This is a genomic window from Clostridiales bacterium, assembly GCA_014799665.1.
In the GTDB taxonomy this organism is placed as follows: Bacteria; Bacillota; Clostridia; order Christensenellales; family Pumilibacteraceae; genus Anaerocaecibacter.
In genome coordinates, this window is record JAAVHP010000027.1 from 1 (window position 1) to 26,105 (window position 26,105).

The window sequence follows — 26,105 nt, forward strand, 5'->3', positions numbered from 1 at the left end:
CCTAGCGCTTTCTTTTTGCGTTTCTTGCTCTCGTCCATAACTCTTGCTCCTTTAATAGGGGGGATTTTCTTTGTTTTTAACAAAAAACGCCATGGTAAATCCCCCATGACGCCTTTGTCTAACCTTAATAATATAGGTTTTTACAGTTTATCACAAAATTCGATAAATTGTCAAACAATTTTATATTCCGAACGCTTTTTTTATTTCGTCGATATCGGTAAGTCCTATAAACTTTTCCACGACGATACCGTCCTCGAACAGCACGAGTGTGGGAATACTGCTCACCTGAAAATCCATAGGCAGGATATCGTCTTGATCGACGTCGATTTTTATGACCTTTACGTCGGTGGTTTCGGCTAGCTTTTCCACGATAGGCGCTTGCATACGGCACGGGCCGCACCAGCTCGCCCAAAAGTCCACGAGCGTTTTGCCGCTAGCGGTAATATCGTTAAATTCTTCCACGGTGGGGTTGAGTTTTATCATGATAGTATCTCCTTTATCTATACGGATAGTGTGTGCAAAAACACGGTAAATTTTTCGGGTTATAAGTTGGCAAGCTCGACAGCTGCCGCGAGATATATCTCGTAGTTCTTGAAAAGCTGCGCAACGGGGAAGTTCTCGTCGGCGCGGTGCATATTTATATCCAAATCGATAGGCGTGCAGCCGAACGCCACTGCGTTGGGAAGCTCGCGCGCGTACGTGCCGCCGCCCGACTTGATGGGCGCCGTCATGTCGCCCGTGATCCGCCTATACACGCCGAGAAGCGTTTTGATAAGCGGCGCGTTCTCGTCAATATAAAGGTTCTTGGCGTACGACTTGATATCCGCCGTGCAACCGAGCTTTTTGCAGACCGCACTCGCCACAGCCTCGGCGGTTTGACCGAGCGGCAAGCGGTAATCAACCATAAGGCAAAGCGTGTCGTTCTCTATCCACGCCTGCGACAAGCACATGGTCGTGTCGCCGCTCTTTTCGTCGTCGATATAAATACCGAGCTTTTCGGTGGCGAGCGTCGTGCACATATTTTCGTAAATAGCGGGTAAATACTTAGAGCCGATAACGCCGTTAAGCGCTTCGAGAACGCCCAGAGTTTTCCACAACGCGTTATCCCCTTTTTCGGGCGTGGACGCGTGCTCCGCCGTGCCGTTTGCGGTCAGCCGAACGCCGTCCGCCGCGTTTACTATCTCGAAATCGCCGAAGCCGTTGCCGTCGGACACGATACGCTCGGCGAGCGGAGCGGTCTTGAAGATCTCGGCGGTGGGCGCGCCGCCGCACGCTTTATAAAGCGCGTTGTAGAGCGGGCTGTCCTTTATTATTTTAACGGTCGAACGGTCGGGCACCGCGTTGGCACACGCCGCGCCGTCGATATAGTCGATATTATTCGTGAGCGCTTCGTCCTTGAACGAGAACACAATATGCGTTATGCCCTTTTCGCTGTTGATGATCGGGAACTCCGAGTCGGGCACGAACGACATAGCGGGGACCTCGCCGCCGCTTGATAAGTAGGTGCGTATGCACGAGCTGCCGCGCTCCTCATCCGCGCCGACGATAAGCCGCACGCGTCGTTTGAGCTTTTGCCCGTTCTCTTTGAGCGTTTTGAGCACGTGCAAGCACACGACCGCCGAGCCCTTGTCGTCGCCCACGCCCCTGCCGTACACCTTGCCGTTTTCCTCGACCATCTTGAACGGGTCGGTCGCCCAGCCGTTTCCTGCGGGCACAACGTCAAGATGCGCGAGAATGCCTATGCACTCCTTGCCCTCGCCGACCTCGGCGTAAGCGCACGCGCCGTCTATTATATCGGCTTTAAGCCCGTAGCCCCTAGCCTTTTTCACGAACCAATCGAGCGCGTCGCGGCAGGGCTTACCGTAAGGCGCGCCTTCTTCGGGGGTTGTGTAAACGCTGGGAATAGCCACGATTTCGGCGAGATCGTCGAGTATGTTTTTTGATAACCTTTCGTCCATAACACTTCCTTTTTACTTGCTATTTGCAAACAAAAACATTATAATATTATGGATATTATACCAAGAGCAAAACCGATTGTCAAGGAGAGAATATGGTTCGCACAAGATTTGCACCAAGCCCCACGGGCTACCTACACATAGGCGGTCTGCGCACCGCGCTCTACGCCTATCTTTTCGCCAAAAAGCACGGCGGCAAATTTATTCTTCGCATAGAGGACACCGACCAGACCCGCGAGGTCGAGGGTGCGGTGGATATTATAATTTCGGCGCTCGACAAGGCGGGCATTCACTACGACGAGGGTCCTATCGTCGGCGGCGATTGCGGTCCGTACGTTCAGTCCGAGCGCAAACAGATATACCTCGACTACGCGCAAAAGCTTATTGACAGCGGCGACGCGTACTACTGCTTCTGCACCAAAGAGCGGCTCAACGAGATTCACGAGAAGGGCGCGACCAAGTACGACAAGCACTGTCTTAAACTAAGCAAGAAGGAAGCGCAAGAACGCATAGCGCGCGGCGAGCCGTACGTTATCCGCCAGAACATTCCCGAAAGCGGCTCGTCCACCTATCACGACGAGGTGTTCGGCGACGTGACCGTAGAGTTCAAGGATTTGGAGGACAATATCCTCATCAAGTCCGACGGTATGCCGACCTACAACTTCGCAAACGTTATCGACGATCACCTTATGGGGATCACCCATTGCATACGCGGTGTGGAATACCTAATGTCCACGCCCAAGTACAATCTTTTGTACGACGCGCTCGGCTGGGAACGCCCCGTGTATATTCACCTTCAACCGATAATGCGCGACGAGCGGCACAAGCTTTCTAAGCGCGACGGCGACGCAGGCTTCGAGGACTTTTTGCGCAAAGGCTTCCTTCCCCACGCCATCGTCAATTATATTGCATTGCTCGGCTGGAACCCCAAAAACAACATCGAAAAGATGTCGATGGATGAGCTTATAGACAGCTTCTCGATAGAAGGCCTGCAAAAGTCGTCGTCCATATTTGACGAAACCAAGATGCGCTGGCTCAACTCGCTGTATATTAAGGAACTCTCGGTCGACGAATTCCACGAGGCGGCGCTTCCTTTCTACGAGCAGTACTGCCCCGGCAAGAATATCGACTATAAGTACCTTTCGGAGCTTTTGCAGTCGCGCTGCGAGGTGCTTGCGGACATAAAAGAGCGCGCGGCGTTCCTCGACGCGTTCGACGGGTTCGACCTCGAACTGTTCGTCAATAAAAAGTGGAAAACGACGGTCGACATGGCGAAAGAGCTTATCGACGACTGTATAAAAGCGACCGAGGCGGACGACCTCAACGCCGAGCTCGAAAAGCTAGCGGAGAGCAAGGGCTTGAAGAAAGGTCAGGTGCTGTGGATACACCGCATTGCGCTCACGGGCGCGGCGGCGACCCCTGGCGGCGGCGCGGAAATGGTAAAGCTGTTCGGCAAGACCGAAGCTATCCGCAGGCTCAAAGAAGTAAAAGCGCGGCTTAAATAATCTGTTAAATCAAATTACACTTGACATTATATTTTTCGGGTGGTAAAATTAGCGTATGGCTACAAAGAAACAAAAAGTCGAGAACACCGAAAAGCCGAGAACGAGCGGCACGACCGCGAACAATAGCGTTATGAAGCGCAACATACTGGTTGCGGCAATGACGCTGTTCATGGTACTTTTGGTGATCGCGCTCATAGTCAATCTCGTAAGGCTGGGCGCGGTGAACAGCCGCAAGAAAGCGCTCGAGCAGCAGAACGCTCAGCTCGAACAGATAATCGCGACCAACGCCGACATGATCGAGTATTGCTCGTCGACCGAGTTCGTCGAGGAATATGCACGCGAATGGCTGGACATGACCTACCGCGGCGAAATCGTTATCGGCGGCAGCGAAGAAGAATAATAATCATTATAAACCCGCACGTCAAAGGCGGGTTTACTTCTTTAAAAGGAAATAACAATGCGCGCAGCAATAGACATAGGCTCTAACTCAATTCGATTGGCTCTCCCGAACGGCGAAAGCATATCGACGATCACAAAGCTCGCCGACGGCATACAGGCTACGGGCAGGCTGTCGCCCGCGGGAATTGCGGCAACGCTCGACGCGCTCGATCGTTACGCAAAGTCCTGCCGCGAACACGGTTGCGATGAGGTCATCCCCTTCGCTACCGAAGCGGTGCGGAAAGCTGCCGACGGCGCGGAGTTCATAAAAACGGTAAAAGAAAAAACGGGACTCGAAATAAAGCTGCTCTCGCCCGAGCAGGAAGCGGCGCTCGCGCTGTTCGGCGCGGACAAGCCCGACGGCGCAGTTACGGTTTGCGATCTCGGCGGCGGAAGCTTGGAAGTCATCTCCTCGCCCGACGGCAAGACCCCCGACTATATAAAAAGCCTGCCGCTCGGCGCGGTCGTAATGAAAAACAGATATAGCGGCAACTACCGCAGAGCGATAGACGAAATGCCGAGCCTGGTCGAGGAGTACGGCGCAGTTCCCCGCCGCGCGGTGGTTATGTCGGGTGGTAGCGCGTGCACTATCGCCGCGGGAATACTAAATCTTAGAGTGTACGACAAAAAAGCGGTAACAACTAAGTTCACCGCGCGCGAGCTGGACGACTTTATGCCGATATGTATGAGCGAGCGGCTCTCTACCCTTCGCCCCGTGTGCGAAAAGCGCGCCGATACGCTCGCCTACGGCGCGATCGTGATACAAGCGTTGTTAAATCATTTACACGCTACCGAGTTCTACGTGTCCGACGCAGGCAACCTCGAAGCGGTCATGAAAGGCTTTAAGCTTTAATTTATAAGTAAAATTTCAATAGAAAAGCCCAAGCATTTCTTCGTGCTTGGGCTTATTTTTATTCGGTTTTTTGGTTGTCCGCCGGTTTCTTGGCGGTCGACTTTTTGGCGGTCGTGCCACTCGTCGATTTTTTGGCGGCGGTGCCGGTCGACGGTTTCTTGCCCGCCGTGCTCTTAGCCGTCGGCTTTTTGTTGCCCGTGCTTTTCGGCGCGGGCTTTTTAGCCGTGCCCGTTTTGGTGGCGGGCGCCTTGGGCGTAGTGAGCTTAGGTTCCTCGTTTGCCGCTTCGACTTCCGCTTGCGGCTCGATAACCACTGCCTCGGGCTGTTCGGGCACGTTCGGCTCGACCTGCGCGTCCGTCGGCGTGACGGTCGGCTCGGCGAGCTCGTCTACGGGCGCAGCGGGAGCTTTTTCCTCGCTCGGCTGAACAGTCGCCGCGGTTTCGGTGACCGTTACGGTTTCGGTCGTTGTCACGGTTTCGACCGTAGTCGAAGTTTCCGCTTGCGGTGCGCTTTCCGTCGCAGGTGCCGCAGGCGAAGCGGGCGCGGTTACGGGCTTCGGTCTATTCGCAAAACGCCCCGCGTTAAATATAAGCTCGAACACGAACGCAGCGATGGCGAACGCCATAGAAACGTACACGAGCGCGCCTGCCGCAAATTTGTACTGAATACCGGCATCCGAACCCGATATAAGCGCTTCTTTATCTACCGCGCCGATAATAGCGGGCGCGATAGCGAGCGCGATAAGAAGTATCGAAGAAATGAGCGCAAACGTATCGAACCTGTCGTTCTTTTCGGTTTTATACGCGAGCTTGCGTAATGCGATGAACGCCGTGACAAGCAGGAAAATTACCGACAGTATGCCGAGCGCAAATGTCACTATACCGTTAACCGTGCTTGCGCTTGAATAAATGACATTTGAACTTCCTATCTTCCCTATCTCTAATGTGCTTATAATCGTGCCAAACACGTAGCCGAGCGGCGATTTAAGTCTGACGGCGCTAGTCGACGACTTTGTTTCCGTAATCTCGGTAATTTTAATAAAATGAGTGCATAGCATGAAGAATGCGGGCAATACAAACGCTGCGGTTATAACGCGCTTGGCGATAAACACCGGACTCTTTCCGTCGAGAATCGCACGGGTAAGCCCGAATACAAAGAAGGATACCGCCGCAATAATCGCGAGCACGAGCAACGCACCGGACGGCGCTAAAACGGGTGCAACCGACAGAGCGATCAAACCTATTCCCGCCATAAGCATAATAACTGCCGACATAGCTATAACGCCGAACTTTTTGCGTTTGATCATGCCAACGATTGCAAGTATAAGGAATACAAGCGATACTGCGGCTATGCCGAGCTGTAAACCTACCGCAACGAGCGATGCTATAAGCGTGACTATTGCTTCATCACGCTCGACGATAAGCTCGTCGGTATGATTTTTCTCGAAGTTCTTAATGTCGGTGTAATAGTCCGCCGCACCTACGGCAGTATATACAAATTCCCAACCAAGAAGATTTATATCGGACATATATTTAGCCGTAATCTCGTAAAGCTTGTCTAACGCTTGTTGTACGGTAGCGGTGTTCTCATGGATCTCATACCACTTCTTAAATTCCTTCTCGGTGGCGGTTGCCGCAGCGTTCATTTCCTTTTCGAAATCGTCGATAGTCTTTTGAGCGTCTTTATCTTTCATATCGAAAGATACGTATTTGAGCGCGCCTAAGATTTGCCACGGGCTTTGCGATATTTCCATCATTTCGCAATCGACGTCCTCGTAGCTCGAACTCGAAATCAAATCGTTAAGGTCAGGCGCAGGCATTGCAATCTTAACCGGACATAATAACGATATAAGAATCATCGCGACCGCGAGCGCGATAATAAACGCATTTACTATATAGTGCGAGTGCTTGTCGAACTTAGCGCGCACATTAGCTTTCGCCGCACCGCTCTTTTTCGCGGAAGATACGCCTTTACCGCTCGAAAGATTGCGTCCACAGGACAAGCAGAACGCGCTGTCTTTTTCGAGGACCGCGCCGCAGTCGGGACATCTTTCGTATGCCGAGAAATCGGTTATAGGCTCGCCACGGTAGGGCTCGGTGCCGACCTTGGTTCCGCACTTGGAGCAAAAGTCCTCGCCGCCCTCTATCTCCGCGCCGCAAATAGCGCAGAAAATCTTTTGGGGCGGGGGCGTTGTGCTATGTCCGCACTTGGAGCAAAATTTCCCGCCCTCTTTTATCTCCGCACCGCATACGGCGCAGTATTCTTTCAGAGGGGAGGGCGCGTTTTTGTCGTGTCCGCACTTAACGCAAAAGCGCATACCTTTAACAATAGGCGCGCCGCACACAGAGCAAAGCTCGGGCTTATCTTCGGTAAGACCTTGCCCGCACTTGCCGCAAAACAACGCGTCGTCGCTATTTTCGTGTCCGCAATTGTTGCACTTCTTCATCACTGTCTCCAACTATTGTAGTAGTTTATATAGTATAAAACATACGCGGTGGTTTGTCAAGATATTTGGGAAAAATAGAGAAAAGGGATTAGGGATCGACCCCTATGGGGTAATTAAGAAAGTAAAAGCCGAACGCGCTTTACTAACCTCCCCCTTTGGGGAGGGGGACCGCTCGCGGTGGTGGGGGCATAATGGGATTGTTCGTTATTGTAGTTTACTGCAATTACCAACGTTTTCGCTATGCCCCTCCCCTACCCCTCCCCCAAAGGGGAGGGTGGCTTTTTCGGGTAGTCGAGCTATATCACCTTTAATTCCTAATTTCTAATTCCTAATTCCCCATCACCCCGCCATAATCGCAAGCGTGTCGCGCATAATCTCGAAATCGCGGTCGGACGATTTCTCGAACTCGGTAACTACGCGGTCGTAGATTTCCTGCTCTTTTTGCGGTAAGCCCTGCTCCTTGGCGAGCGCGGCGAGCTCTTTCGCCTTTTCTATCGCCTGCTGACGCGTTTGCGTTCTGTCAAACGCCGCCACAAGCTCGATAATATCCATGCACTTTCGGTCGGGATTGTCGGCAGTGTTGTAGCGTTTATCGACGTCGGTTATCTCGCCGTACGGCAGGTCGTACACGAGCGCCGCTTCTATCTTGCACTCGCGGAGCGCACGGATAACGCGCGTCGCCTTGATAAGGGACAGTCCGCCGCACACGCGCACGGGCAAGCTTCCCGTAACGAGCGCGAGCGTCTCGCGGATAGGCTTGTCGATCGCGCACGCGACTATCGCCAACTCGTGCGGGCGCTGAACTCCTTTGTTTTCGGTTATGACCACCGAGTAGGTCGGACGAGCGCCGCCGGCAACGAGTATTCCGTCCGCGCCTGCTTCCTTCCACCGCGTGTCCTTACTTTCGGGATAGACCAAAAGCTCTACGTACGGCTTTTCGAAAGCGGTATCGACCACGTTCGGGTCGTATAGGTCCTTGTACAAGTCCTTGAACTCGTTAGGCTTAATCGGCTTAGGTCCGGGCTTATACTCGGCTTTCTTTTTTCCGTACGGTTTGGGCTTGCTGTGGCGGAAGAACGGTCCGTCGTCATCGTCTTCATCATCGTCGTCATCGTCGCCATCCAACCAGCTCGCGTAGTATTCGCTCGGCGCTTGAATTAGCGTGAGCGGTCCGTGGCTGTCGTTGGGCGTCATGCCGTTTGCCGTGTACTCCGGCGTAGAGTAGTACAGTTCGTAGTTGCCGTGTATGGGCATTTCGCGGTCGACGCAAATATAACTTTCGCCGTAGCTCATGCGGTGCATTAGCTCGTCCGTCGTAACGACGTTGACCGCCTCGGACGAGTACCTTCCGTGCAAGTACGCGCTCGCGCTCGGCACTGTCGTCTGTCCCATGTTGTCTATAAATGCCTTGGCGGTATTGGTGTCGTTAGTGCCGAGGAACACGCGCACGGCGCAGTTTTCGAGCATGGATACGTAGTCGTCGGGATAGCGCGCTTGGATCTGGCTGAGCGACTGCACCGACAGCATCATGAACAAATTCGATCCCCTGCCGGTTTCGAGTATTGTGGGATAGATCTTATGCGGTTGGAGCGACGGGAACTCGTCGCACGCGAACACGACGGGCACGTCGAAGGGCTTGGAAGTCTTGTGGCTGAACGCCAAAAGCGTTTGCAGGCTGTCCGCCAAAACGTTGTTCACCCACTCGCGCACATTAACGTCGCTTAGGTCGTAAATGACGAACAGCACCTTGGGCGTGGTAGCCATGCTCTCGAAGTCGAACGTGTCGTTGCTCGACATTTGGTTGATCTTGGGCTCGACGAACGGGCGAAGAAAATTTTCTACGAATTGAAGGTAGTTCGCGCGAGTATTGTTGGCGTTGTTGATGACCGCCTTGGAGTTCTGGTATGCGAGCGAGCGGTGTTCGCGCTTACTCAAAAACCCGTGATCTTCCATAGACCGTTCCCACGAGAATGAATTGAAGATTTTGAGCACTGTCGCAAAATTGACCTGCTCGGGGTATGTGCGCACGCGACGGGTCGACGCTTCCTGTTCGGGCGTGAGCGTGAGATCCTCTATCAGCCCCATGATTATGGCGAAAATAAAGTTGCGCGCCGTTTCTTCCCAGGTCGGATCCTTGACCGATTTAATGACAAATGTCACTTCCAAAAACTTGGTTATCTCGGTAATTATATTGTCGCGCACCTGTCGCTTGATATGATCGGGCGCGTTCTCGACCATGAGCCATTTCCGCGCGAGCTTGATAAGCGGATTGATCTTTACGTGCGAGAACTGCGGTTGCATATAGTTGGCGATTATAACGTTGTCCTTGCCGTAACGCTTTACTGCGTACTCGTACGTGCGCTCGGTCACTTCGCCCTTGGGATCAGTGAATATGTACGAGGTCTTTCCGTCCATATTGAGCGCCTCGTTGAGTATACAGCCCTGCGTTTTGCCCGCGCCCGACATTGCCACCACTAGCTCGTGCTTGCGCTGTTTCATCTTGGTGATCATGAGCTCGCCCTGCGTGTTACGGAACGACATGAGCGTGCAACCGCGCGCGTCCTCGGGCGGCGTGTCGCCGTAGCGGTATGTGCAGTAAAGCTCGCTCGCCGCCGCCTGCGCCACAGACCTGAGCTCGGTATGCTCCTTGTTGGGCTCGTTGCGGGCTATCTCGCAAAAGATATCCCACTCCTTGCCCGAAAGAGTTTTCTTTTCGTTATCCATGGTACACCTCCCATAGGCCCTTGGTAGAAGGCGCATCTTTGAGCCCGTAACGCTTGGCGAGCGCCTTATTAAGATCGGGATACATTTCGAACGCGGGATTGGCTTTAAGGTAAGCGAACCGCTCGCCCGCGGTATTCTTTTCCAGATACATGAGCGCAACGCACGCGTCGATACCGTCCGCGTCGGCGGCGGCGCGCTGCAAAAGCTGCGTGACCGTGCGCCCCGCTTCGCGGTTGCAATAGAACAGCGCGAGCGCGTACACCACGCCGAGTTTGAGCCTGTCGTAGTTTTCGGCAAGTACCATAAGTCGGTTTGTGGCGAACGCAGTGTCGAACTCGGATGCCGCCTTAATAACGCCGCTCTTTATTTCGAGCGCGCGTTGCTCGTCAGGCAACCGCCCGAACGCGTTCTTATTGCCGCAGAACGCACGGATATAATTACGGTATATCTCTATCGACGCCGCGCTCGACAGCGCGCACAGCGTTTCGTCGGACAAAAGCCCGAGCATTGCCGCGTCCGTCTTTTTGAGCAGGAATATAGGCGCAAGCGCGACGAAAACCTTGCTGGGCGCGTCGCCCGTAAGCTCCGATATAAACAGCGTGTAGTATAACGCCCTTTCTTTTATGTATTGCATGATCTTATTTTACCTCCTTTTTTGAAAGTACAATCGCGCGGCAGACGGGTAACAGTTCGCGAGGCGGCGACGGGAGTACCCACCTACATGACCAAGCCGCCGAACCAAACGTAGCCCGTATCCCGCGATGAATGTACTTTCAATTACCTCGCTTTGCTTTATTTGTCGTCTGTATAACGGTATCTATTAAACCGTACTCGCGCGCCTCGTCGGCGGTCATGAAGTAATCGCGGTCGGTATCGGCGGCAATCGTTTCGACGGGCTTGCCCGTGTTCTCGGCAAGGATATGATTAAGCTTTTGCTTAATGCGGTGCAGGTGCTTCCATTGTATTTCTATGTCGGACGCCTGACCTTCCATACCGCACAACGGTTGGTGGATCATAATATCGGCGTTGGGGTACGCCATGCGCTCGCCGTAAGTTCCCGCCGAGAGCAAAAACGCGCCCATCGACGCGGCAAGCCCGACGGCGATAGTACGAACCTTTGCGCGCACGGAATTGATAGTGTCGTAAATCTTGAAACCCGCCGACACGCTGCCGCCAGGGCTGTCGATCATGAGAATGATCGGGTCGTGCCCCGTTTTATCGAGGTACAGCATTTGGTTGACGATAGACTCCGCCTTTTCGGAAGTGATTTCGCCCGTGATATTGACGATGCCTTGAGTAAGCGGATATAACGGTGTGTATTCTTTTTCCATAATAAAACTCCTTTGCGCAAAAGAGCACAAAAGAGCCCAAAAACTCAGTCGTTAAAAACGACCGATATTCACGGGTTTAATTTTTTGCGCCTGCGCATAATATTTATTTAATTCGAACTTATTCTGAATAATCGTTTATATTTAATATAGGCGATTATTCGGCTGTGCTTGTAACTCTAACCTAAAAAACAATTAAACAAAATTGATACATTTATATTCCTATAAACTAATCAACTCTAAAACTATAAGTATTCTTTGATACACCTCCCATATTGGAATAGAATTATATCGTATAATTTTCCTTTTGTCAAGACTTTTTTGAAAAATTTTTATTAAAATATTTTTGCAAAAACACTATATGTTTTGATTTACAATTGATAAAAAAGCGGCTCTGCCGAAGTTATCGGTAAAGCCGCCATAATTCTTAATTGTTTATAATGCTCTCGCCCGTCATCTCGGCGGGTTTTTCCACGCCCATTATATCGAGCAGAGTAGGCGCGACGTCGCAGAGCGCCTTGCCGCTTTTGAGCGTTTTGCCGACGTACTTCTCGCCCGCAACGATAAGCGGAACGAGGTTGGTCGTATGCGAGGTGCAAGGCGAGCCGCCCTCGAACTGCATGACCTCGGCGTTGCCGTGGTCGGCGGTGACTATCGCAGTGCCGCCCGTCGCCCAAACGGCTTCAACGACTTTCTTTAAGCACTCGTCTACCGCTTCGACCGCCTTGACCGCCGCGTTGAATACGCCAGTGTGCCCAACCATGTCGCAGTTGGCGAAGTTGAGTATTAAAACGTCCTTGCCGCTCTTGACCTGTTCGACCGCTTTATCGGCGACCTCGTAGGCGCTCATTTCGGGTTGAAGGTCGTAGGTCGCTACCTTGGGGCTTGCGACGAGCACACGGGTTTCGTTCTCGTTGGGCTGCTCGACGCCGCCGTTAAAGAAGAAGGTCACGTGCGCGTACTTTTCGGTTTCGGCAACGCGCGCCTGCTTCAAGCCCTTGACGGCGAGGTATTCGCCGAGCGTGTTTTTAAGATGTCTCGGCGGGAACGCCGTCAGAATATTGGTGAGCGTAACGTCGTACTGGGTCATGCCGACGTAGGTTATCTTTTTGTAGCCGCCTACGCGCTCGAACTTATCGAAGTCCGGCTCGGTGATCGCGTGCGAGATCTGGCGCGCGCGGTCGGCGCGGAAGTTATAGAATATCATGCCGTCGCCCGCATTTACGCCCTTGTAGTCGCCGATAACGACGGGCTCGACGAACTCGTCCATAGTGCCCGCAGCGTAGCTCGACGCCATTGCCGAATCGGGCGAGCTGAAATGCTTGCCCACGCCGGCGAACACCGCGTTATAGCCGCGCGACACGCGCTCCCAGCGGTTGTCGCGGTCCATATAATAATATCTGCCGACGATAGTACCTATCTCACCGACGCCGATCTCTTCAAGCTTGTCGCTGAGCTCGCGCACGAACGCCCTGCCGCTGTCGGGCGGAACGTCTCTGCCGTCGGTGATGCAATGCACGTACACCTTTTTAAGGCCGCGCGCCTTGCACAGTTCGAGGAGTGCATAGAGGTGCGTGTTCATGCTATGCACGCCGCCGTTGCTGAGCAATCCCACAAGGTGCATTGCGCTGCCGTTAGCTTTAACGGCATTTATCGCTTCGTTGAACGCCGCGTTGTCGTTGAACGTGCCGTTCTTGATAGCGTCGTCGATAGTCGTAATATCCTGATACACGACCCTGCCCGCGCCGAGGTTGAGGTGACCTACCTCGCTGTTGCCCATTTGACCTTCGGGAAGTCCCACGGCGTAGCCCGACGCGTTTATTAGCGTGTTCGGGTACTTTGTCATAAGGCTGTCGAAGAACGGCTTTTTCGCTTTTTTGATTGCGTTGCCGTATTCGCTCGGGTTTTTTCCGAAGCCGTCAAGAATTATTAATGCGTTCATGTTATTCTCCTTCCGTATAAAGGAATTTGTCGCGTCGAGGGAGAACTCGTCCGCCCTCAATTAGTATATTTATCCGTGAAAAGAAGTATTAAATATTTTCTGTCGAATATCGACCGAATTATTCGAGGAGTATTTTTGCTTGCTTGCAAGGGCAAAAATGCGACGAGAACAAATTAGGTGTTATACTTCGCTGCTTGTAGCGAAATAGCGTGCAAAGCACGCGGACACGGAGCTTGCTCCGTGGGTATAATACCTAATTTACTTAGCGGTATTAACGATAACGGCGAAGTCGTCGGGTTTAAGGCTTGCGCCGCCGATAAGCCCACCGTCGATCTCGGGCTGAGCCATGAGTCCAGCCACGTTCTTGGCGTTCATGCTGCCGCCGTACTGAATGCGCATACCGTCAGCGACCGCCGCGCCGTAAAGCTCTTTAACGACCGAGCGGATATATCCGATAGTCTCGTTAGCCTGCTCGTCGGTTGCTGTCTTGCCCGTGCCGATAGCCCAGACCGGCTCGTACGCGATAACTACGTTTTGAGCGTCAGCCGCCGACACGCCCTCGAACGCGCCGACCACCTGCGTGCGGCACACTTCCTCGGTCTTGCCGCCTTCGCGCTCGGCGAGAAGCTCGCCCACGCAAACGATAGGCTTCAACCCGTCGGCAAGCGCACGGGTAAGCCGCGCGTTGACCGATTTATCGGTTTCGCCGAAGTATTGACGGCGTTCGCTGTGTCCGATGATAACGTAGGTCGCACCCGCTTCTTTGAGCATTGCCGCCGAGATCTCGCCGGTGAACGCGCCGCTCTCCGCCCACGCGATATTCTGCGCGCCGACGGCAATATTGGTTTTCTTGCAAAGTTCCGCGGCGAGCGCAATATCGGTAAACGGTACGCACACGACCACGTCGCACTTAGCGTCCTTTACTTTGGGCGCAAGCGCGGTTATGAGCTCGCGGCACTCCGCCGCCGTTTTGTTCATTTTCCAGTTTCCTGCGATGATCGGTTTTCTCATGATATTTGTAACTCCTTACAAGTTATTTATTACGAATTTTTTACTGCGTATATGCCTAGCGCCGCCGCAACGCTCGCGTTGAGCGAGTTTATCTTGCCGAACATAGGCAGCGACAGCACGCCGTCGCACAGTTCCTTGGTAAGTCGCGAAACGCCCTTACCTTCCGCGCCGACAACGAGCGCAATCGGTCCGCTTAGGTTGCTGTTGTAAATATTCTCGCCGCCCATGTCGAGCGCGTACACCCACACGCCGCGGTCTTTGAGTTCTCGAATAGCGTCGTTGATATTGACCACGCGCGCGACCTTGACGTATTCCGCCGCGCCTTCGGCGACCTTGATAACGGTATCGGTCACGGCTACCTGTCTGTTCTTGCCGATCACTACGCCGTGAACGCCGCCGCACTCGCCCGTTCGAAGAATGCTGCCAAAGTTGTGCGGGTCCTCGATCCCGTCGAGGATAATAATGAACGGCGGCTCGCCTTTTTCTTGGGCAGCGCTCAGTATATCGTCGAGCTCGCTGTACTTAAAGTCGGTGCAGTGCCCGATACAGCCCTGATGCGCCGCACCGTCGGCGGCTCGATCGAGGCTTTTGCGGTCGACGAACCGAACAGGCACGCCTGCCGCCTTGGCTTTATCGAGTATTGTTTTTACCCGACCGTCGCCCTTTACGCCGTCGAGAAGTTCTATGCGAATGAACCCGCCGCCACTGTTAAGCCGTTCCAAAACGGCGTTTTTACCGAAAATTTTCAAAATGACTAAACGTAATTTTTAAAGAAACGAAACGCTCTCAACTTAAAGGTTTCTTGCCAACTTCTTTACTTAAAGAAGTTGGTCGCGGTGCTTTTTAACTTCCGCAGACTTGCCGCACGACTTTTTCCCTTCGGGGCACGCGCCGCGCAAGCAGCCGGGACCGCAGTCCTTGAACAGGTTAGGCGCGACTTTGAGCACCTCTTTAAGCATGAGCCACGCCACGCTGCGGATCTCCCACTGCGCGCGATTGCAGCAACGCAGGTCGAAGAAGTGCATGAGCTCGCGCGAGTTCATGGTGACTATCATCTTGGTCTCGCACGCGTTAGGAAGTATGAACCGCGCGTCCTCGTTGGACTTTTCGCCCCTGCCGAGCGCGCCCTGCCAATCGTGGTACCAGTCCATAATCGTATCCATCTGACCCTTATACCGCGCGACAGCCGCTTCGCCGAGCTCGGCGATCGCGGGCGGAATAACGTAATTGAAATCGGCTTCGGACACGTAACGCTGCGACCGTACCGAGAACGACGCTATGCGGTGGCGCGTGATCTGCGCAAGGAACGCGCGCGACACGCCCTCGACCGAGAACGTAAACGACGCGTGCTCGGTGGGCGAAAGATGCCCCATATCCATGAGCCGATTGATAAACGTGCTGTTATCGCCCGCCATAATATTGTCGGTGAGCTCGTCGAGCTCTTTGTCCGAATAGCACAGCTTGGCGGCAAGCGCGACGGTGGCTTCGGGATCGGCGGTGTAGCGGATAAGTTTTACTTTGGGTGTGACCTGCATAACGTTGTCCTTTATGTAAATTGTGCGTTAAGCACGAGATTGCAAAAACCTTTGAGCGAGCGCGTAGCACTTATCGAGCAAGCTCTTTTCGCGTTCGCCGTCGCCCGAAAGATGAACGAACCCGAGGATCGCTTCGAGCGCAGTCGCCTTGTGGTAGGCGGTGCTGTCGGCGGCTTTGGCGCGCGAGTGCAAATGCGCGTTCTTGGCGCGACGCGCGATATCGCTCTCTTCCTCGGTCAGCTCGCCGCTTTCACAGAGCGCGCCGAACACCGCAGCCTGCATATTGGCGTTGACGACCGCGGACACCATGGTGTGAAGCGTACCCGTCACGCCGTCGTGCTCGGCGCATACCCGTTCGCGAACGTACAGCGTGTACACGGCGTCGCCTATAAACGCCAGCGCTACGGGCGTAAGTCTATCGATACGGCTCGTTTCCACGCTTCCATTATACCATTTTGCGCCGAAATAAGTCAACAAATTTCATGCTTAATTAAAAAACGCTTGAAATATCCAAACAACCGTGTTATAATATAATTGTAGATTTATGTAAATGAGGCTGTGATGGTAAAGACTGTAACATTCAAATGCAATAAATGCGGCAAGGACCATACGTTCACCATCGGCGCGTGCGATATCGCCACGCTCCAAGACGCCGTAGATAAACTCCCCGACCGCGACGCCGAGAAGCTTCTCGAAGCGGTCAACCGTATGCTTATGAACAAGAGCGAGGCGCAGCGCACGTCGTTCATGACGATCAACAAAGCCGACGCACTGTCCATGATCAATTACGACCTGTGCGGGCAATCGCTCACTCTGTTCAACGCCGAGGAAACGAAAGCGCTGTACGCCAAGTACACGCCCGACCAGATCGACAGGCTTAACAAGAGCATGGCTATGTGGTCGGACGCACTGAACAGCGACGGGTTTATCGCGTTCAATGCGATCTATTACTGCCGCAAGTGCAAAAAGCTCACGCAGGGTATGTTCCTAAAAGTCCGTTCGGTCGAGGACAAAAAGGAACGCACGTATATGTTCAATCAGAAATGCCAAACGTGCAACAGCGAGCTCACGCTCGTCAACGAAGCGAATATGGGCTTCATGTTCGAGGGCTTGACCGCGCGCGCGCCCTGCCCCGACTGCGGCGGCAAGATCACCGCGACAGAAATCAAATATAAATCGTAGCTAAAAAGCACGGCAAACACGCCGTGCTTTTTTAATTAACCTTATTCTCGCCTTCCCCAAATGGGGAAGGGGGACCGCTTGCGGTGGATGAGGGCATTTCTAATTTCTAATCAACTTCGGCGCGTGCGAAAAATCGGGAATCACGTAATCGACAAACCCCGCCGCCTTTTGCCTACTTAGCATTTTGCCCTCGATAGCGACGGTTATCATGCCCGCCGCCTTTGCCGAAACGAGCGCAGGCAGTACGTCGTCGAACGCCACGCATTCGTCCGGCTGAACGCCGATATTGCGCGCGGTATGTAAATATATTTCCGCCGCCGACTTACTCAGTCCGCAGTTATCGGCGGTGACTATCTCGTCGAACATATCGTATATGCCGTTGTTTTTAAGCCCCGCTTCGGCAAGCTCGTCGGCAAGGCTTGTCACCACCGCGAGTTTAAGCCCAGCGCATTTGCACTCGTCGAGATATTCTTTCGCGTGCGGCAAAAGCGGTATCGAGTGCGCGTACGCTTTGCGCGCCATGCCTGCCCACTCATCCATCAGCTGTTCGGGCGTGTCTTTCAGCCCGAAGAACTTAATTGTGAACAGCGCAACCTCACGATTGCCGAGCGCGGAAATTCCGTGCTTGTACTCGTCGGTCGGGACGAACCCGCGCTTACCCAAAAACTCGTCGTCTATCCTGTGCCACAGCCCGACCGAGTCGAACAGCGTGCCGTCCAAATCGAACACCGCCGCCTTTATTCCGTTCAAAGTCGATCTATCGGTCATTGTGCCGTGCTTCCGCCTTTTAACGTTTTAACAAGCTGATAACCCGTTGCCATGCCGTCCGCAACGGCGCGCGCCACCTGCTTAACGCCGACCGTACAGTCGCCCACTGCGTAAAGGTTAGGGATATTCGTTGCGCCGTGCTCGTCGGTCTTGATCGCGCCCGTCGCCTTGTCGGTCAGTATGCCGAGCGACGCGGCAAGACCGCCGCCGCCCAAAGTACCGAGCGCGATAAACAGCCCGTCGACTTGAAGCTCGCTTCCGTCCTCGAAAACTATTTTGCTAAGCCGTTCGTCGCCCTCGACCTCAGCTATCTTAGCTGTGTAAACCCCGTCGGCAGTCGGCTCGAAGCTAGGCGTTTGTCCGTCGGTGAGAAGATACGTCTTACCGACTACCGCTTTTAAGGTAGCAAGCTCGTGCGCCGCATACTCGCCCGCGCCGAGCACCGCGACGGTTTTCTTTCTGTAAAAGAACGCGTCGCAAACGGCGCAATAGCTGACGCCCCTGCCCTCGAAGCTTTTAAGCCCGTTTATGTTCGGGGTCTTGCGCGCCGCACCCGTCGCTATAACGAGCGCACGCGAGATATATTCGTTTTTCGCCGTCGTAACGGTAAAACCGATATCGGCGAGCGCAACAAACACGCACTGATCCTCTATTATCTCCGCGCCGAGCGAGCGCGCCTGTTCGATACCGCTTGCATACAAAGCCGTGCCCGAAACCTCGCCTGTGCCGTAGTAGTTCTGAATACGCTCGGCTTTATGAAGCGCCGAAGCGTTATTGTGAATAACGGCGACTTTCAGCCCGCCGCGCACGGCGTACAGCGCCGCCGACGCGCCCGCGGGTCCGCCGCCGATTATTATAACGTCGTACATATATTATTTATTATTCTCTAACCTTTCAAAAACTTTTCCTGACTGTTCACTTCTTCGCCGATGATCTCGCGCACCTTGTATTCGCCGCGATTGTTGAGCTCGCGCGCCTTGACGTTATCCGCGAGCATGACTTGAAGCATACCATAGATCTTATCGGCTATCGCTTCATCCTGCACGGGCGTGGCTATCTCCACGCGCTTATCTGTGTTGCGCGTCATGAGGTCGGCGCTCGCTATGAACAGCTTGCGGTCGTCGCCGTCGCCGAAGCAGTAAATGCGCGAATGCTCCAAGAACCGCCCTACTATGCTAATGACCGAGATGTTTTCGGTCTTGCCCTTAATGCCGGGGATAAGACAGCAAATGCCGCGCACAACGAGCTTGATCTTAACGCCCGCCTTGCTCGCCGCAATCAGCTTGTCGATTATCGCCTTATCGGTAAGGCTGTTCATTTTTGCGTTAATATATGCAGGCTTGCCGTTTTTCGCCTTTTCGGTCTCGCGTTCTATGTACGAGATAATGCCGTTTTTGAGCGACTTGGGCGCAATGAGCAGCTTCTCGTAGGCGTAGTCGGTATTGCAAATCGCAATGTTCCTGAAAAACGCAACCGCGTCGCGCCCGATAGCCTCGTCGCTCGTAATGATATTAAGGTCGGTATAGAGCTTGGAAGTGACCTCGTTATAGTTGCCCGTGCCGAGGTGCGTGATATACTTGATATCGTCGCCGTCGGTGAGCACGATGGAAATGATTTTCGAGTGGACCTTATAATTGCCCATGCCGTAGATTATCGTACAGCCCGCTTCGCGCAGAACCTCAGAGAAATACAGATTGTTCTCCTCGTCGAACCGCGCGCAAAGCTCGATGACGACTGTCACTTCCTTGCCGTTCTCGCTCGCCTTTTTTAGCGCTTCGACAATGCGCGAACGGTGATCGAGCCGATAAATCGTTATTTTGATCGACGCGACCGACGGACTTTCCGTGCACTCGAAAAGAAGCCTTACGAGCGTGTCCATGCTGTCGAACGGGTACGCCATGAAAATATCGCGGTTCATGACCGTCTGCATGACGGGTGCACCCTCGGGAACGGGCGGGGGCAGCGGACGGGGCTTGGCGTATTTAAGCGCGTCTGCGGTATCCTTAGGCAGATACCCCGAAAGCGAGCTCATGAACTTGTAATCGAATGCGTGCGCCGTCGTAAAGCAATACTGCTTTTTGAGCCCGAGCGTTTTAAGCACGAACGCCTTGATACCGTCGGAGCACTCGTCGATTTGAAGCCGAACTGCGTCCTGCGTGCCGCGCAGCTCCACCTTTTGTTTGAGGAACTTGGAAAAATCGAAATCGCGTTCTATGTCGGCATCCACGTTGGCGTCGAAATCGGCGTTGCGGGTCAGCCGCACCATCGCCTGACTGCGTATCTTATAGCCGTCGAACGCCGTGCCGCCGAAAGTCCTTATGAGCTCCTCGACGGTGATGATATTGACCTTTTTTCCGCCGTCGATCTGGAACACGCGCGGAAGCTTGGGACTTATCGCCATAACGCCGTACATGAGCCGCTCGGACTTGGTCAGCTCGTACAGCATATAGCAGTTCATGTTCTCGAACCGTATCATGGGATGCTTGGCGTCGAGCACCATGGGCGACAGCAACGGCATTACGTGCTTATCGAAATAGTCCTTGCATTTGGCGTATTGCTTTTGCGACAGCTCCGCGCCCGCCTTTATGCGCAAGCCCGCTTTATTGAGCTCTTTTTTGAGCGAAAGATACACGCGGTCGGCGTCACGGTACGCGGATTTAACAAGTTTGAGTATGCCCTCGACCTGCTCGCGCGAAGTGAGCCCCGTCTTGTTCTCCTTGCCGTTGTCCAGTCCCGCGTCCGTTTGCAGACTGCCGATACGCACCATGAAAAACTCGTCGAGGTTGGAATGGAATATCGATAAAAACTTGCAACGCTCCAAGAGCGGATTGGTCTTATCCACCGCCTGATCGAGCACGCGCTTATTGAACAGTAACCACGAATATTCGCGGTTCATGTATTCGCCTTTTATGAACTTGATTTCACTGTCCGCCATTATTAATACCTAATTAATTATTGTTTCTTCTTTTTAGTCTTCTTCTCGGGCTCAACGGGTGCGTAGGTCGGCACCGTCGATTTAAGATCGATAGGCACGCCCGTTTCCGCGCCGGTCGCGACGAGGGTCATATACCCTTCCTTAACGCCGCTGTCGCTGATGACCACGTTCTCGGGCTTGAACCGCCTAAGCAATTCTTTGAGCACGATAGTCGCTACGGGCAATACGTGAATCTTTTCGGGCGCAACCTTCATGATGAGCCGCGTGCGGTCGGACGAAGTCATAAGCCAACGGCAGAACTGCTTGAACTTGCCGTAGTCGAAATCGGTGCCGAGATTCTCCTTTTCGCAGAACTCGCGGTAAACCGAGTATATCGCGTCATTGATAGACCCGACGAGCACGGCGGTCTTGAACTTGACCTTTCCGCCCAAGCCCTCGTCCGTCTTTTTGCGCACGTACTTTTTGATATGCTTGGCTTGCTCCTCGGTCGGGTAAACGTCGGTAACGTATTTGTTCCTGAGCTTGATAGGACCAAAGTCAAGGCATACCATTTCGTCGCGGCTCTCTTTGGAAAAATCGCACAGCTCGACGCTTCCGCCGCCTATGTCGATAAGTATAACTTCATCGTATGCGGCATACTTGCGGTTTGACACAAAATCGCAGTACGCTTCGGTAGGTCCGTCGAGATAGTTGATAACTATGCCCGTGCGCATACGGATCTTTTCGGCGACCTCTTTTATGTTGTCTATATTGCGGAGCGCCGCCGTCGATATGCAATAGCACTCGTCAACGCCCATCGCCTTGCAGGTCGACCGCGCGGTGATAAGCGCGTCGACAAGCTTGTCTATGCCGCGGCGCGAAATCGACTTGCCGTCGAAGTAGTCGGCGACCGCTATGTTCGTGCGCTCTTTATACAAGGGCGAAAATATGCCCGATTCTTTCTCGCCCTCAGCAACCACTATCGATACGCCCGTCGAGCTAAGGTCTATTACGGCAAACTTCATAATTTAACCTCGCTAATATTTAATTGATTAATCGCCAAACGAAATGCCGATGCTCTTTGCAACAGCCACTTCTTGGCATTCGGGCGGAACAAGCTTCGCCTTGCCCGCGATATCGGCGAGCGCGTTATACGTGACCTTGCCGCGCACGAGCGCAACGGTAACGCCGAACTTCCCCTCTTTGGCGAGCTCGCCCGCATACGACCCGAACGCCGTGGACAGCACGCGGTCGTACGCCGACGGACTGCCGCCGCGCTGGATATGCCCCGGAACTACGACGCGCGTTTCGACGTTCGCCTTTTCGGCAACGTACTTGGCGAGCGCGTTGGTAGCGGTCGTATCGCTTCCGCGCGCCGCCGCACGCTCTTTCTTTTTCATCTTGCTCTCGGCGACCGACATGGCGCCCTCGGCGATAGCTACGATACTGAACGCCTTGCCCGCGTCCGCGCGCCGCGCGACCGCCTTTGCGACCTTGTCGGGATTGAACGGGATCTCGGGCAGAAGAATAACGTCCGCGCCGCCCGCAATGCCCGCATACAAAGTGAGCCAGCCCGCCTTGTTGCCCATGATCTCAACGAACATGGTGCGCCCGTGGCTCGCCGCCGTCGTGTGAATGCGGTCGATACACTCGGTCGCAATGTCGACCGCGGTATGGAACCCGAACGTCACGTCCGTGCCCCAAATATCGTTATCGATGGTCTTGGGCAAGCCGATAACGTTACAGCCCTCGGCGGAAAGAAGCGCCGCCGTCTTGTGCGTGCCCGCGCCGCCGAGCGTTAGCAGGCAGTCAAGCCCCATCTTTTTATAGTTCTTTTTCATGAGATCGAGCCGCGTCACGCTGTTCTCGTCCTCTACCGTCATCAGCTTGAACGGCTGACGGCTCGTGCCGAGTATCGTTCCGCCGAGCGTGAGTATGCCCGTGAAATCGCTCGGCTTCATCTCGCGGCACTCGCCGCGAATAAGTCCGCCGTAACCGTCGGCAATGCCGATAAGCTCCACGTTCTTTATGTTCTCGAACGCGTACTTGCCGAACCCGCGAATAACGGCGTTAAGCCCCGGGCAGTCCCCGCCCGACGTGAGTATTCCTATCCTCATACCCCTTGACCTCACTGTAAAAATATCTTTTAATAGTATACCCTATTTAACGAAGATAGTCAATTATTATTTCAGGCAAAGAAAAAGAACGATCGTTGCCAAGTCGCACTTCTCATAAGGAATATTGATAGCTTTTAACCAGAAATAATTTCAAGGAAAAATTACCTTATTTTCCTTCCTATTAATTCGTCAACCGTAATCCCATAGAAATCCGCAAGTTTTACGCAAAAATCAATATTAGGTAAAACCTTGCCGCTTTCCCATCGACTAATATTTTGGTGCGAAGTACCTATTTGTTTTGCAAGTTCTACTGTTGACAGTCCAGCCGTTTCTCGTTGCGCCCTCAAAGCCTCGCCATAGTTAATCATAAATTCACCTCCTATATATTTTCGCACATATTTGTGCAAAATACTTGACTTGCACATATTTGTGCGGTAAAATATTTTTAGAGGTGTATTTATGGATAAATCAATAATTTGGGACTTGGTTTTCAGCGGAAGTTGTTACGCCGACAAAATTAAATTAGGCGAAAACAAAACGTATAAAAAATGCAGTAGTGAGTTTGAGCAAAAGCTTGAAAAACTTTGCGAGGGCATGACGGAAGAAGAAAAATATAAGCTAATGTGGGATATTACCATGCTTCAAGGAAGCTTGGAGAGCGAAGCTTCCCAAGAATACTTCAAAGAGGGGTTTAAGCTGGGAATGATGATTGCCGCACAATGCTTTTTATATTAGGTTCAATTAAACGACATGACGAAACGTTCGATAATATTCTTACCTGAAAATTTGTAAAAGGTGTCCAAAGGGCGGATGTGGGCAATCCACTAAAATATCACACTTATTCATTATTCTACATTCTGCATTAAAAAAGGAACGCACCGTATTGCGTTCCTTTTTTGTCGTTAACAAACTATTAGTCCGCGGCTTCTTCCGTAGGCGGGGTCTTGCCGTCTTGGCAGTAGTACAAACCGTTGCTGTCTTTGAGCACGCCGTCGGAAACGATTGTCAATTCCTGAGTGCTACTTACACCCATAAGGGTTGCCGTAACCTTAACGGTGTCGCCGTCAACAGTGTACGTACCGGAAACCGCAATGGACTGACCCTCCATGGACTGATTCATGGTAATTTTGCCGCCGTCGAGTTCCATGCTCATGCCCTCTTGCTTCTCGCCCGCCATGTACACATAGTACGTACCTTCAACCTTGTCGCCGCCGCAAGCAATAAGCCCGAACGCGCAGGTGAGCAGCATAATGACCGCAGTCATTACTACCAAAAACTTCTTCTTCATTTTGTTTCTCCTTTTTGTCCAATTTTTTTGGACTAATTGTTATTATTATACTAAACCAAAAATTTTGGTTTGTCAAGCATTTTACCAAATTTTTTGGTAAATTCTAATTAATATGAAAACCATAAATTTCGGGAATAATCTACGACTGTTACGAAAAAGCAAGGGGCTTACACAGGAAGAACTCGGCGCAATGCTTGGCGTGAATAAACGTACAATCAGCGTTTGGGAAACGGGCAAATGCGAACCGAACTTCACTTTGCTCGCTAAGCTTTGCGAAATTTTTGACGAAACGTTCGATAATATTCTTACCTGAAAATTTTTAAAACGTATTGAAAATCGAAAAATCAAATGATATACTTAATATATGAGCGATATATTTTTATCTGACAAGGACCGCGCGGCGGTCAATAACAGTATTACCGCAACGGGCGTATTCGTGACCTGCGGCAGAGCAACGCCTAATATCATGGTAACGCACAACGGACTGCTCGGCAGAATGTGGGGGCGCGAGATTTTCGTCCTGCCGATAAAGAGCAACAAATACTCATACGAGATAGTAACGCAGACCAAAAGCTTTGCTCTCAACGTTCCTGCGCGCGATATGCGAAACGAGATAGCGCAATGCGACGTAATCTCGGGCTTTAAGGTGAACAAGTTCGAAACGCTCGGGCTTCACCCCAAACGCGCCCGCACGATCGACGCGTACGTACTCGGCGAATGCGGGCTGATAATCGAGTGCAACGTTATCGCCCTTATCCCGCCAGAAAACATAACACCCATGACCGAAAACCTGTTCGGCACGGGCAGAGCGCATTCCCTATTCGCGGGCGAGATAGTCGAGTGTTACAGACTGAGATAAGGCTATTATCGATACATATTAATATTATCAAAAGGAATTATTATGGAAAACTCCAAAGTCATTGCTAAAAGAGTGCTTATTTTGTGCTGCTGCGTCGTTTTGTTGGCAGTCGGGTTATTGGTAAGTATCGGTTATAATATTTATTACGCAATTTGCTATATCGAGGGCGAGACTTATCTTCAAACCACCGATGAGATTTATATTATGGAGTCGGGTATTCTCCTTAACAATTTGGAGTTTCACGACGGAACGGACTACGAACTTCACTACGACTTCTCTCACGGAAGCTATGAACAACTCAAAAGCAAATACAAGATAGAAAATACGGCAAAAGACGGGACGGAGTTAGACATGGCACTAAGGCTTATGAATGAGTACGCCCCGCGCCTAACGCACGAAAGCTATTACGATAATCACGTACCCCTTAACGCGTTGGATTTATTGGAATACAGTTTGGACAACAAAAAGCAAGGCATAAATTGCAGGGCGAAAGCGCAAATACTCAACGAAATGTGCTTAGCGCTCGGCATTTATTCGCGTAAGGTTTGGATAATGCCCTATTCGGCTTATGACAACGACTGCCACGTAGTGAACGAAGTTTGGGATAAAACGCTTAATAAATGGGTCATGCTCGATATTACGAATAACGAATATTGGGTTGACGAAAACTGCACGCCCTTATCCGTTCTTGAAATACGCGATAAAGTCGCTCGGCAAGAGTTTTGCACGCCCGTTGAAGTCGGCGACAAAACAAAAGATTTGCAAGCACTGAAAGAAAAACATATCGGCGATTTTTTGTATATCGTTAAAAACATGGTATATATGCAGTACTGCACCGATTATACAGTGGGAGAAAGTGAAAAGATATACTTGCTACTTCCTAAAAATATTCCTACCGAATCCACATTGCTTATCTCGAAAAACGCTATCGACTGCTCGCCCATTCGATAATACGGTATAATTGATTAAAACACGGATAATAGTCAACGTTCTAAACGACTGTTATCCGTGTTTTTGTTTGGCTAACATAATCGAGCCGCTTCATTATGCCCCTACCACCACTGCGTGGTCCTCCTCCCCCCATAGGGGGAGGTTGAATAGAACGGCGTATAGCAATTGTTACCGCAACGAGCATACTCGGGTGCAATGCAAAAAAACACCCAAGCAAACACACGACAGTAAAAGTTTCTTGCCTACTTCTTTTCAAAGAAGTAGGAAGCAAAAAAACGACCTTTCGGTG

26 protein-coding genes are annotated in these 26,105 nt (G+C 52.3%); 8 read left to right on the forward strand and 18 right to left on the reverse strand.

Features of this window, described 5'->3' with window-relative positions:
• Positions 1–180: 180 nt before the first annotated feature.
• Both trxA and HDT28_08135 read right to left on the reverse strand, forming a co-directional pair.
• Positions 181–483: a thioredoxin gene (gene trxA, locus HDT28_08130; protein MBD5132533.1), complete on the reverse strand. Its 303-nt coding sequence runs from the start codon at positions 481–483 to the stop codon at positions 181–183.
• A gap of 59 nt (positions 484–542) precedes the next feature.
• Positions 543–1,958: a M20 family metallopeptidase gene (locus HDT28_08135; protein MBD5132534.1), complete on the reverse strand. Its 1,416-nt coding sequence runs from the start codon at positions 1,956–1,958 to the stop codon at positions 543–545.
• 92 nt (positions 1,959–2,050) lie between these two features.
• Between HDT28_08135 and HDT28_08140 the strand changes: the two genes are divergently transcribed.
• From HDT28_08140 to HDT28_08150, 3 genes are read left to right on the forward strand one after another with little or no spacing between them, the layout of a single operon-like run.
• Positions 2,051–3,460, forward strand: a complete 1,410-nt coding sequence (locus HDT28_08140) for a glutamate--tRNA ligase (GenBank protein ID MBD5132535.1) — start codon at positions 2,051–2,053, stop codon at positions 3,458–3,460.
• A gap of 55 nt (positions 3,461–3,515) precedes the next feature.
• Positions 3,516–3,860, forward strand: a complete 345-nt coding sequence (locus HDT28_08145; GenBank protein MBD5132536.1) for a hypothetical protein — start codon at positions 3,516–3,518, stop codon at positions 3,858–3,860.
• 57 nt (positions 3,861–3,917) lie between these two features.
• Entirely contained in the window at positions 3,918–4,751 is an 834-nt protein-coding gene (locus HDT28_08150; protein MBD5132537.1) for a hypothetical protein, read from the forward strand.
• Positions 4,752–4,809: 58 nt separating this feature from the next.
• On the opposite strand, the gene HDT28_08155 is transcribed toward HDT28_08150, so the two are convergent.
• The 9 genes from HDT28_08155 to HDT28_08195 all read right to left on the reverse strand — a co-directional run bounded on the left by HDT28_08155 (position 4,810) and on the right by HDT28_08195 (position 16,175).
• Positions 4,810–7,197: a zinc-ribbon domain-containing protein gene (locus HDT28_08155; GenBank protein MBD5132538.1), complete on the reverse strand. Its 2,388-nt coding sequence runs from the start codon at positions 7,195–7,197 to the stop codon at positions 4,810–4,812.
• Between the two features lie 339 nt (positions 7,198–7,536).
• Positions 7,537–9,921: a type IV secretory system conjugative DNA transfer family protein gene (locus HDT28_08160; GenBank protein MBD5132539.1), complete on the reverse strand. Its 2,385-nt coding sequence runs from the start codon at positions 9,919–9,921 to the stop codon at positions 7,537–7,539.
• The gene (locus tag HDT28_08165; protein ID MBD5132540.1) at positions 9,914–10,555 is read right to left on the reverse strand and encodes a hypothetical protein; all 642 of its coding nucleotides are present in this window, start codon (positions 10,553–10,555) and stop codon (positions 9,914–9,916) included. Before HDT28_08165 ends, HDT28_08160 begins: the two co-directional genes overlap by 8 nt.
• A 139-nt stretch (positions 10,556–10,694) precedes the next feature.
• Positions 10,695–11,252: an ATP-dependent Clp protease proteolytic subunit gene (locus HDT28_08170; GenBank protein MBD5132541.1), complete on the reverse strand. Its 558-nt coding sequence runs from the start codon at positions 11,250–11,252 to the stop codon at positions 10,695–10,697.
• A gap of 424 nt (positions 11,253–11,676) precedes the next feature.
• Entirely contained in the window at positions 11,677–13,191 is a 1,515-nt protein-coding gene (locus HDT28_08175) for a 2,3-bisphosphoglycerate-independent phosphoglycerate mutase (GenBank protein ID MBD5132542.1), read from the reverse strand.
• A gap of 258 nt (positions 13,192–13,449) precedes the next feature.
• Positions 13,450–14,202, reverse strand: a complete 753-nt coding sequence (locus tag HDT28_08180) for a triose-phosphate isomerase (GenBank protein MBD5132543.1) — start codon at positions 14,200–14,202, stop codon at positions 13,450–13,452.
• Between the two features lie 29 nt (positions 14,203–14,231).
• Positions 14,232–14,954, reverse strand: coding sequence for a 23S rRNA (guanosine(2251)-2'-O)-methyltransferase RlmB (rlmB, locus tag HDT28_08185; GenBank protein MBD5132544.1), 723 nt, complete (start codon positions 14,952–14,954; stop codon positions 14,232–14,234).
• 66 nt (positions 14,955–15,020) lie between these two features.
• Positions 15,021–15,737, reverse strand: coding sequence for an FAD-dependent thymidylate synthase (locus tag HDT28_08190; protein ID MBD5132545.1), 717 nt, complete (start codon positions 15,735–15,737; stop codon positions 15,021–15,023).
• A gap of 27 nt (positions 15,738–15,764) precedes the next feature.
• Complete coding sequence (locus tag HDT28_08195) at positions 15,765–16,175, reverse strand: Mini-ribonuclease 3 (protein MBD5132546.1); 411 nt, start codon at positions 16,173–16,175, stop codon at positions 15,765–15,767.
• Positions 16,176–16,298: 123 nt separating this feature from the next.
• Between HDT28_08195 and HDT28_08200 the strand changes: the two genes are divergently transcribed.
• Positions 16,299–16,919: a hypothetical protein gene (locus HDT28_08200; protein MBD5132547.1), complete on the forward strand. Its 621-nt coding sequence runs from the start codon at positions 16,299–16,301 to the stop codon at positions 16,917–16,919.
• Between the two features lie 99 nt (positions 16,920–17,018).
• Here the strand turns inward: HDT28_08200 and HDT28_08205 are convergent, their stop codons facing one another.
• The 6 genes from HDT28_08205 to HDT28_08230 all read right to left on the reverse strand — a co-directional run bounded on the left by HDT28_08205 (position 17,019) and on the right by HDT28_08230 (position 23,086).
• Positions 17,019–17,687 (reverse strand): HAD family phosphatase, encoded by a 669-nt coding sequence (locus HDT28_08205; protein ID MBD5132548.1) that lies wholly within the window; start codon positions 17,685–17,687, stop codon positions 17,019–17,021.
• Entirely contained in the window at positions 17,684–18,556 is an 873-nt protein-coding gene (locus HDT28_08210) for an FAD-dependent oxidoreductase (GenBank protein MBD5132549.1), read from the reverse strand. Before HDT28_08210 ends, HDT28_08205 begins: the two co-directional genes overlap by 4 nt.
• Before the next feature lie 17 nt (positions 18,557–18,573).
• Positions 18,574–20,622, reverse strand: coding sequence for a polyphosphate kinase 1 (gene ppk1 / locus HDT28_08215; GenBank protein ID MBD5132550.1), 2,049 nt, complete (start codon positions 20,620–20,622; stop codon positions 18,574–18,576).
• A 17-nt stretch (positions 20,623–20,639) separates the two neighbouring features.
• Entirely contained in the window at positions 20,640–21,626 is a 987-nt protein-coding gene (locus HDT28_08220; GenBank protein ID MBD5132551.1) for a hypothetical protein, read from the reverse strand.
• 27 nt (positions 21,627–21,653) lie between these two features.
• A complete protein-coding gene (locus HDT28_08225) occupies positions 21,654–22,718 on the reverse strand; it encodes a 6-phosphofructokinase (GenBank protein ID MBD5132552.1) in 1,065 nt (354 codons plus the stop codon).
• A 161-nt stretch (positions 22,719–22,879) separates the two neighbouring features.
• The gene (locus tag HDT28_08230; protein ID MBD5132553.1) at positions 22,880–23,086 is read right to left on the reverse strand and encodes a helix-turn-helix transcriptional regulator; all 207 of its coding nucleotides are present in this window, start codon (positions 23,084–23,086) and stop codon (positions 22,880–22,882) included.
• Positions 23,087–23,177: 91 nt separating this feature from the next.
• Between HDT28_08230 and HDT28_08235 the strand changes: the two genes are divergently transcribed.
• Positions 23,178–23,453 carry a hypothetical protein gene (locus HDT28_08235; protein ID MBD5132554.1) on the forward strand — a complete coding sequence of 92 codons (276 nt, stop codon included), beginning with the start codon at positions 23,178–23,180 and terminating at the stop codon, positions 23,451–23,453.
• A gap of 178 nt (positions 23,454–23,631) precedes the next feature.
• Here the strand turns inward: HDT28_08235 and HDT28_08240 are convergent, their stop codons facing one another.
• On the reverse strand, positions 23,632–24,006 hold the full coding sequence (locus tag HDT28_08240) for a hypothetical protein (GenBank protein MBD5132555.1): 375 nt from the start codon (positions 24,004–24,006) through the stop codon (positions 23,632–23,634).
• A 112-nt stretch (positions 24,007–24,118) separates the two neighbouring features.
• Here HDT28_08240 and HDT28_08245 point away from each other — a divergent pair, with 112 nt between their 5' ends.
• The 3 genes from HDT28_08245 to HDT28_08255 are packed head-to-tail and all read left to right on the forward strand — an operon-like array spanning position 24,119 to position 25,816.
• On the forward strand, positions 24,119–24,319 hold the full coding sequence (locus tag HDT28_08245) for a helix-turn-helix transcriptional regulator (GenBank protein MBD5132556.1): 201 nt from the start codon (positions 24,119–24,121) through the stop codon (positions 24,317–24,319).
• Positions 24,320–24,370: 51 nt separating this feature from the next.
• Positions 24,371–24,865, forward strand: a complete 495-nt coding sequence (locus tag HDT28_08250) for a hypothetical protein (protein ID MBD5132557.1) — start codon at positions 24,371–24,373, stop codon at positions 24,863–24,865.
• Positions 24,866–24,907: 42 nt separating this feature from the next.
• The gene (locus HDT28_08255; protein MBD5132558.1) at positions 24,908–25,816 is read left to right on the forward strand and encodes a transglutaminase domain-containing protein; all 909 of its coding nucleotides are present in this window, start codon (positions 24,908–24,910) and stop codon (positions 25,814–25,816) included.
• Positions 25,817–26,105 lie beyond the last annotated feature (289 nt).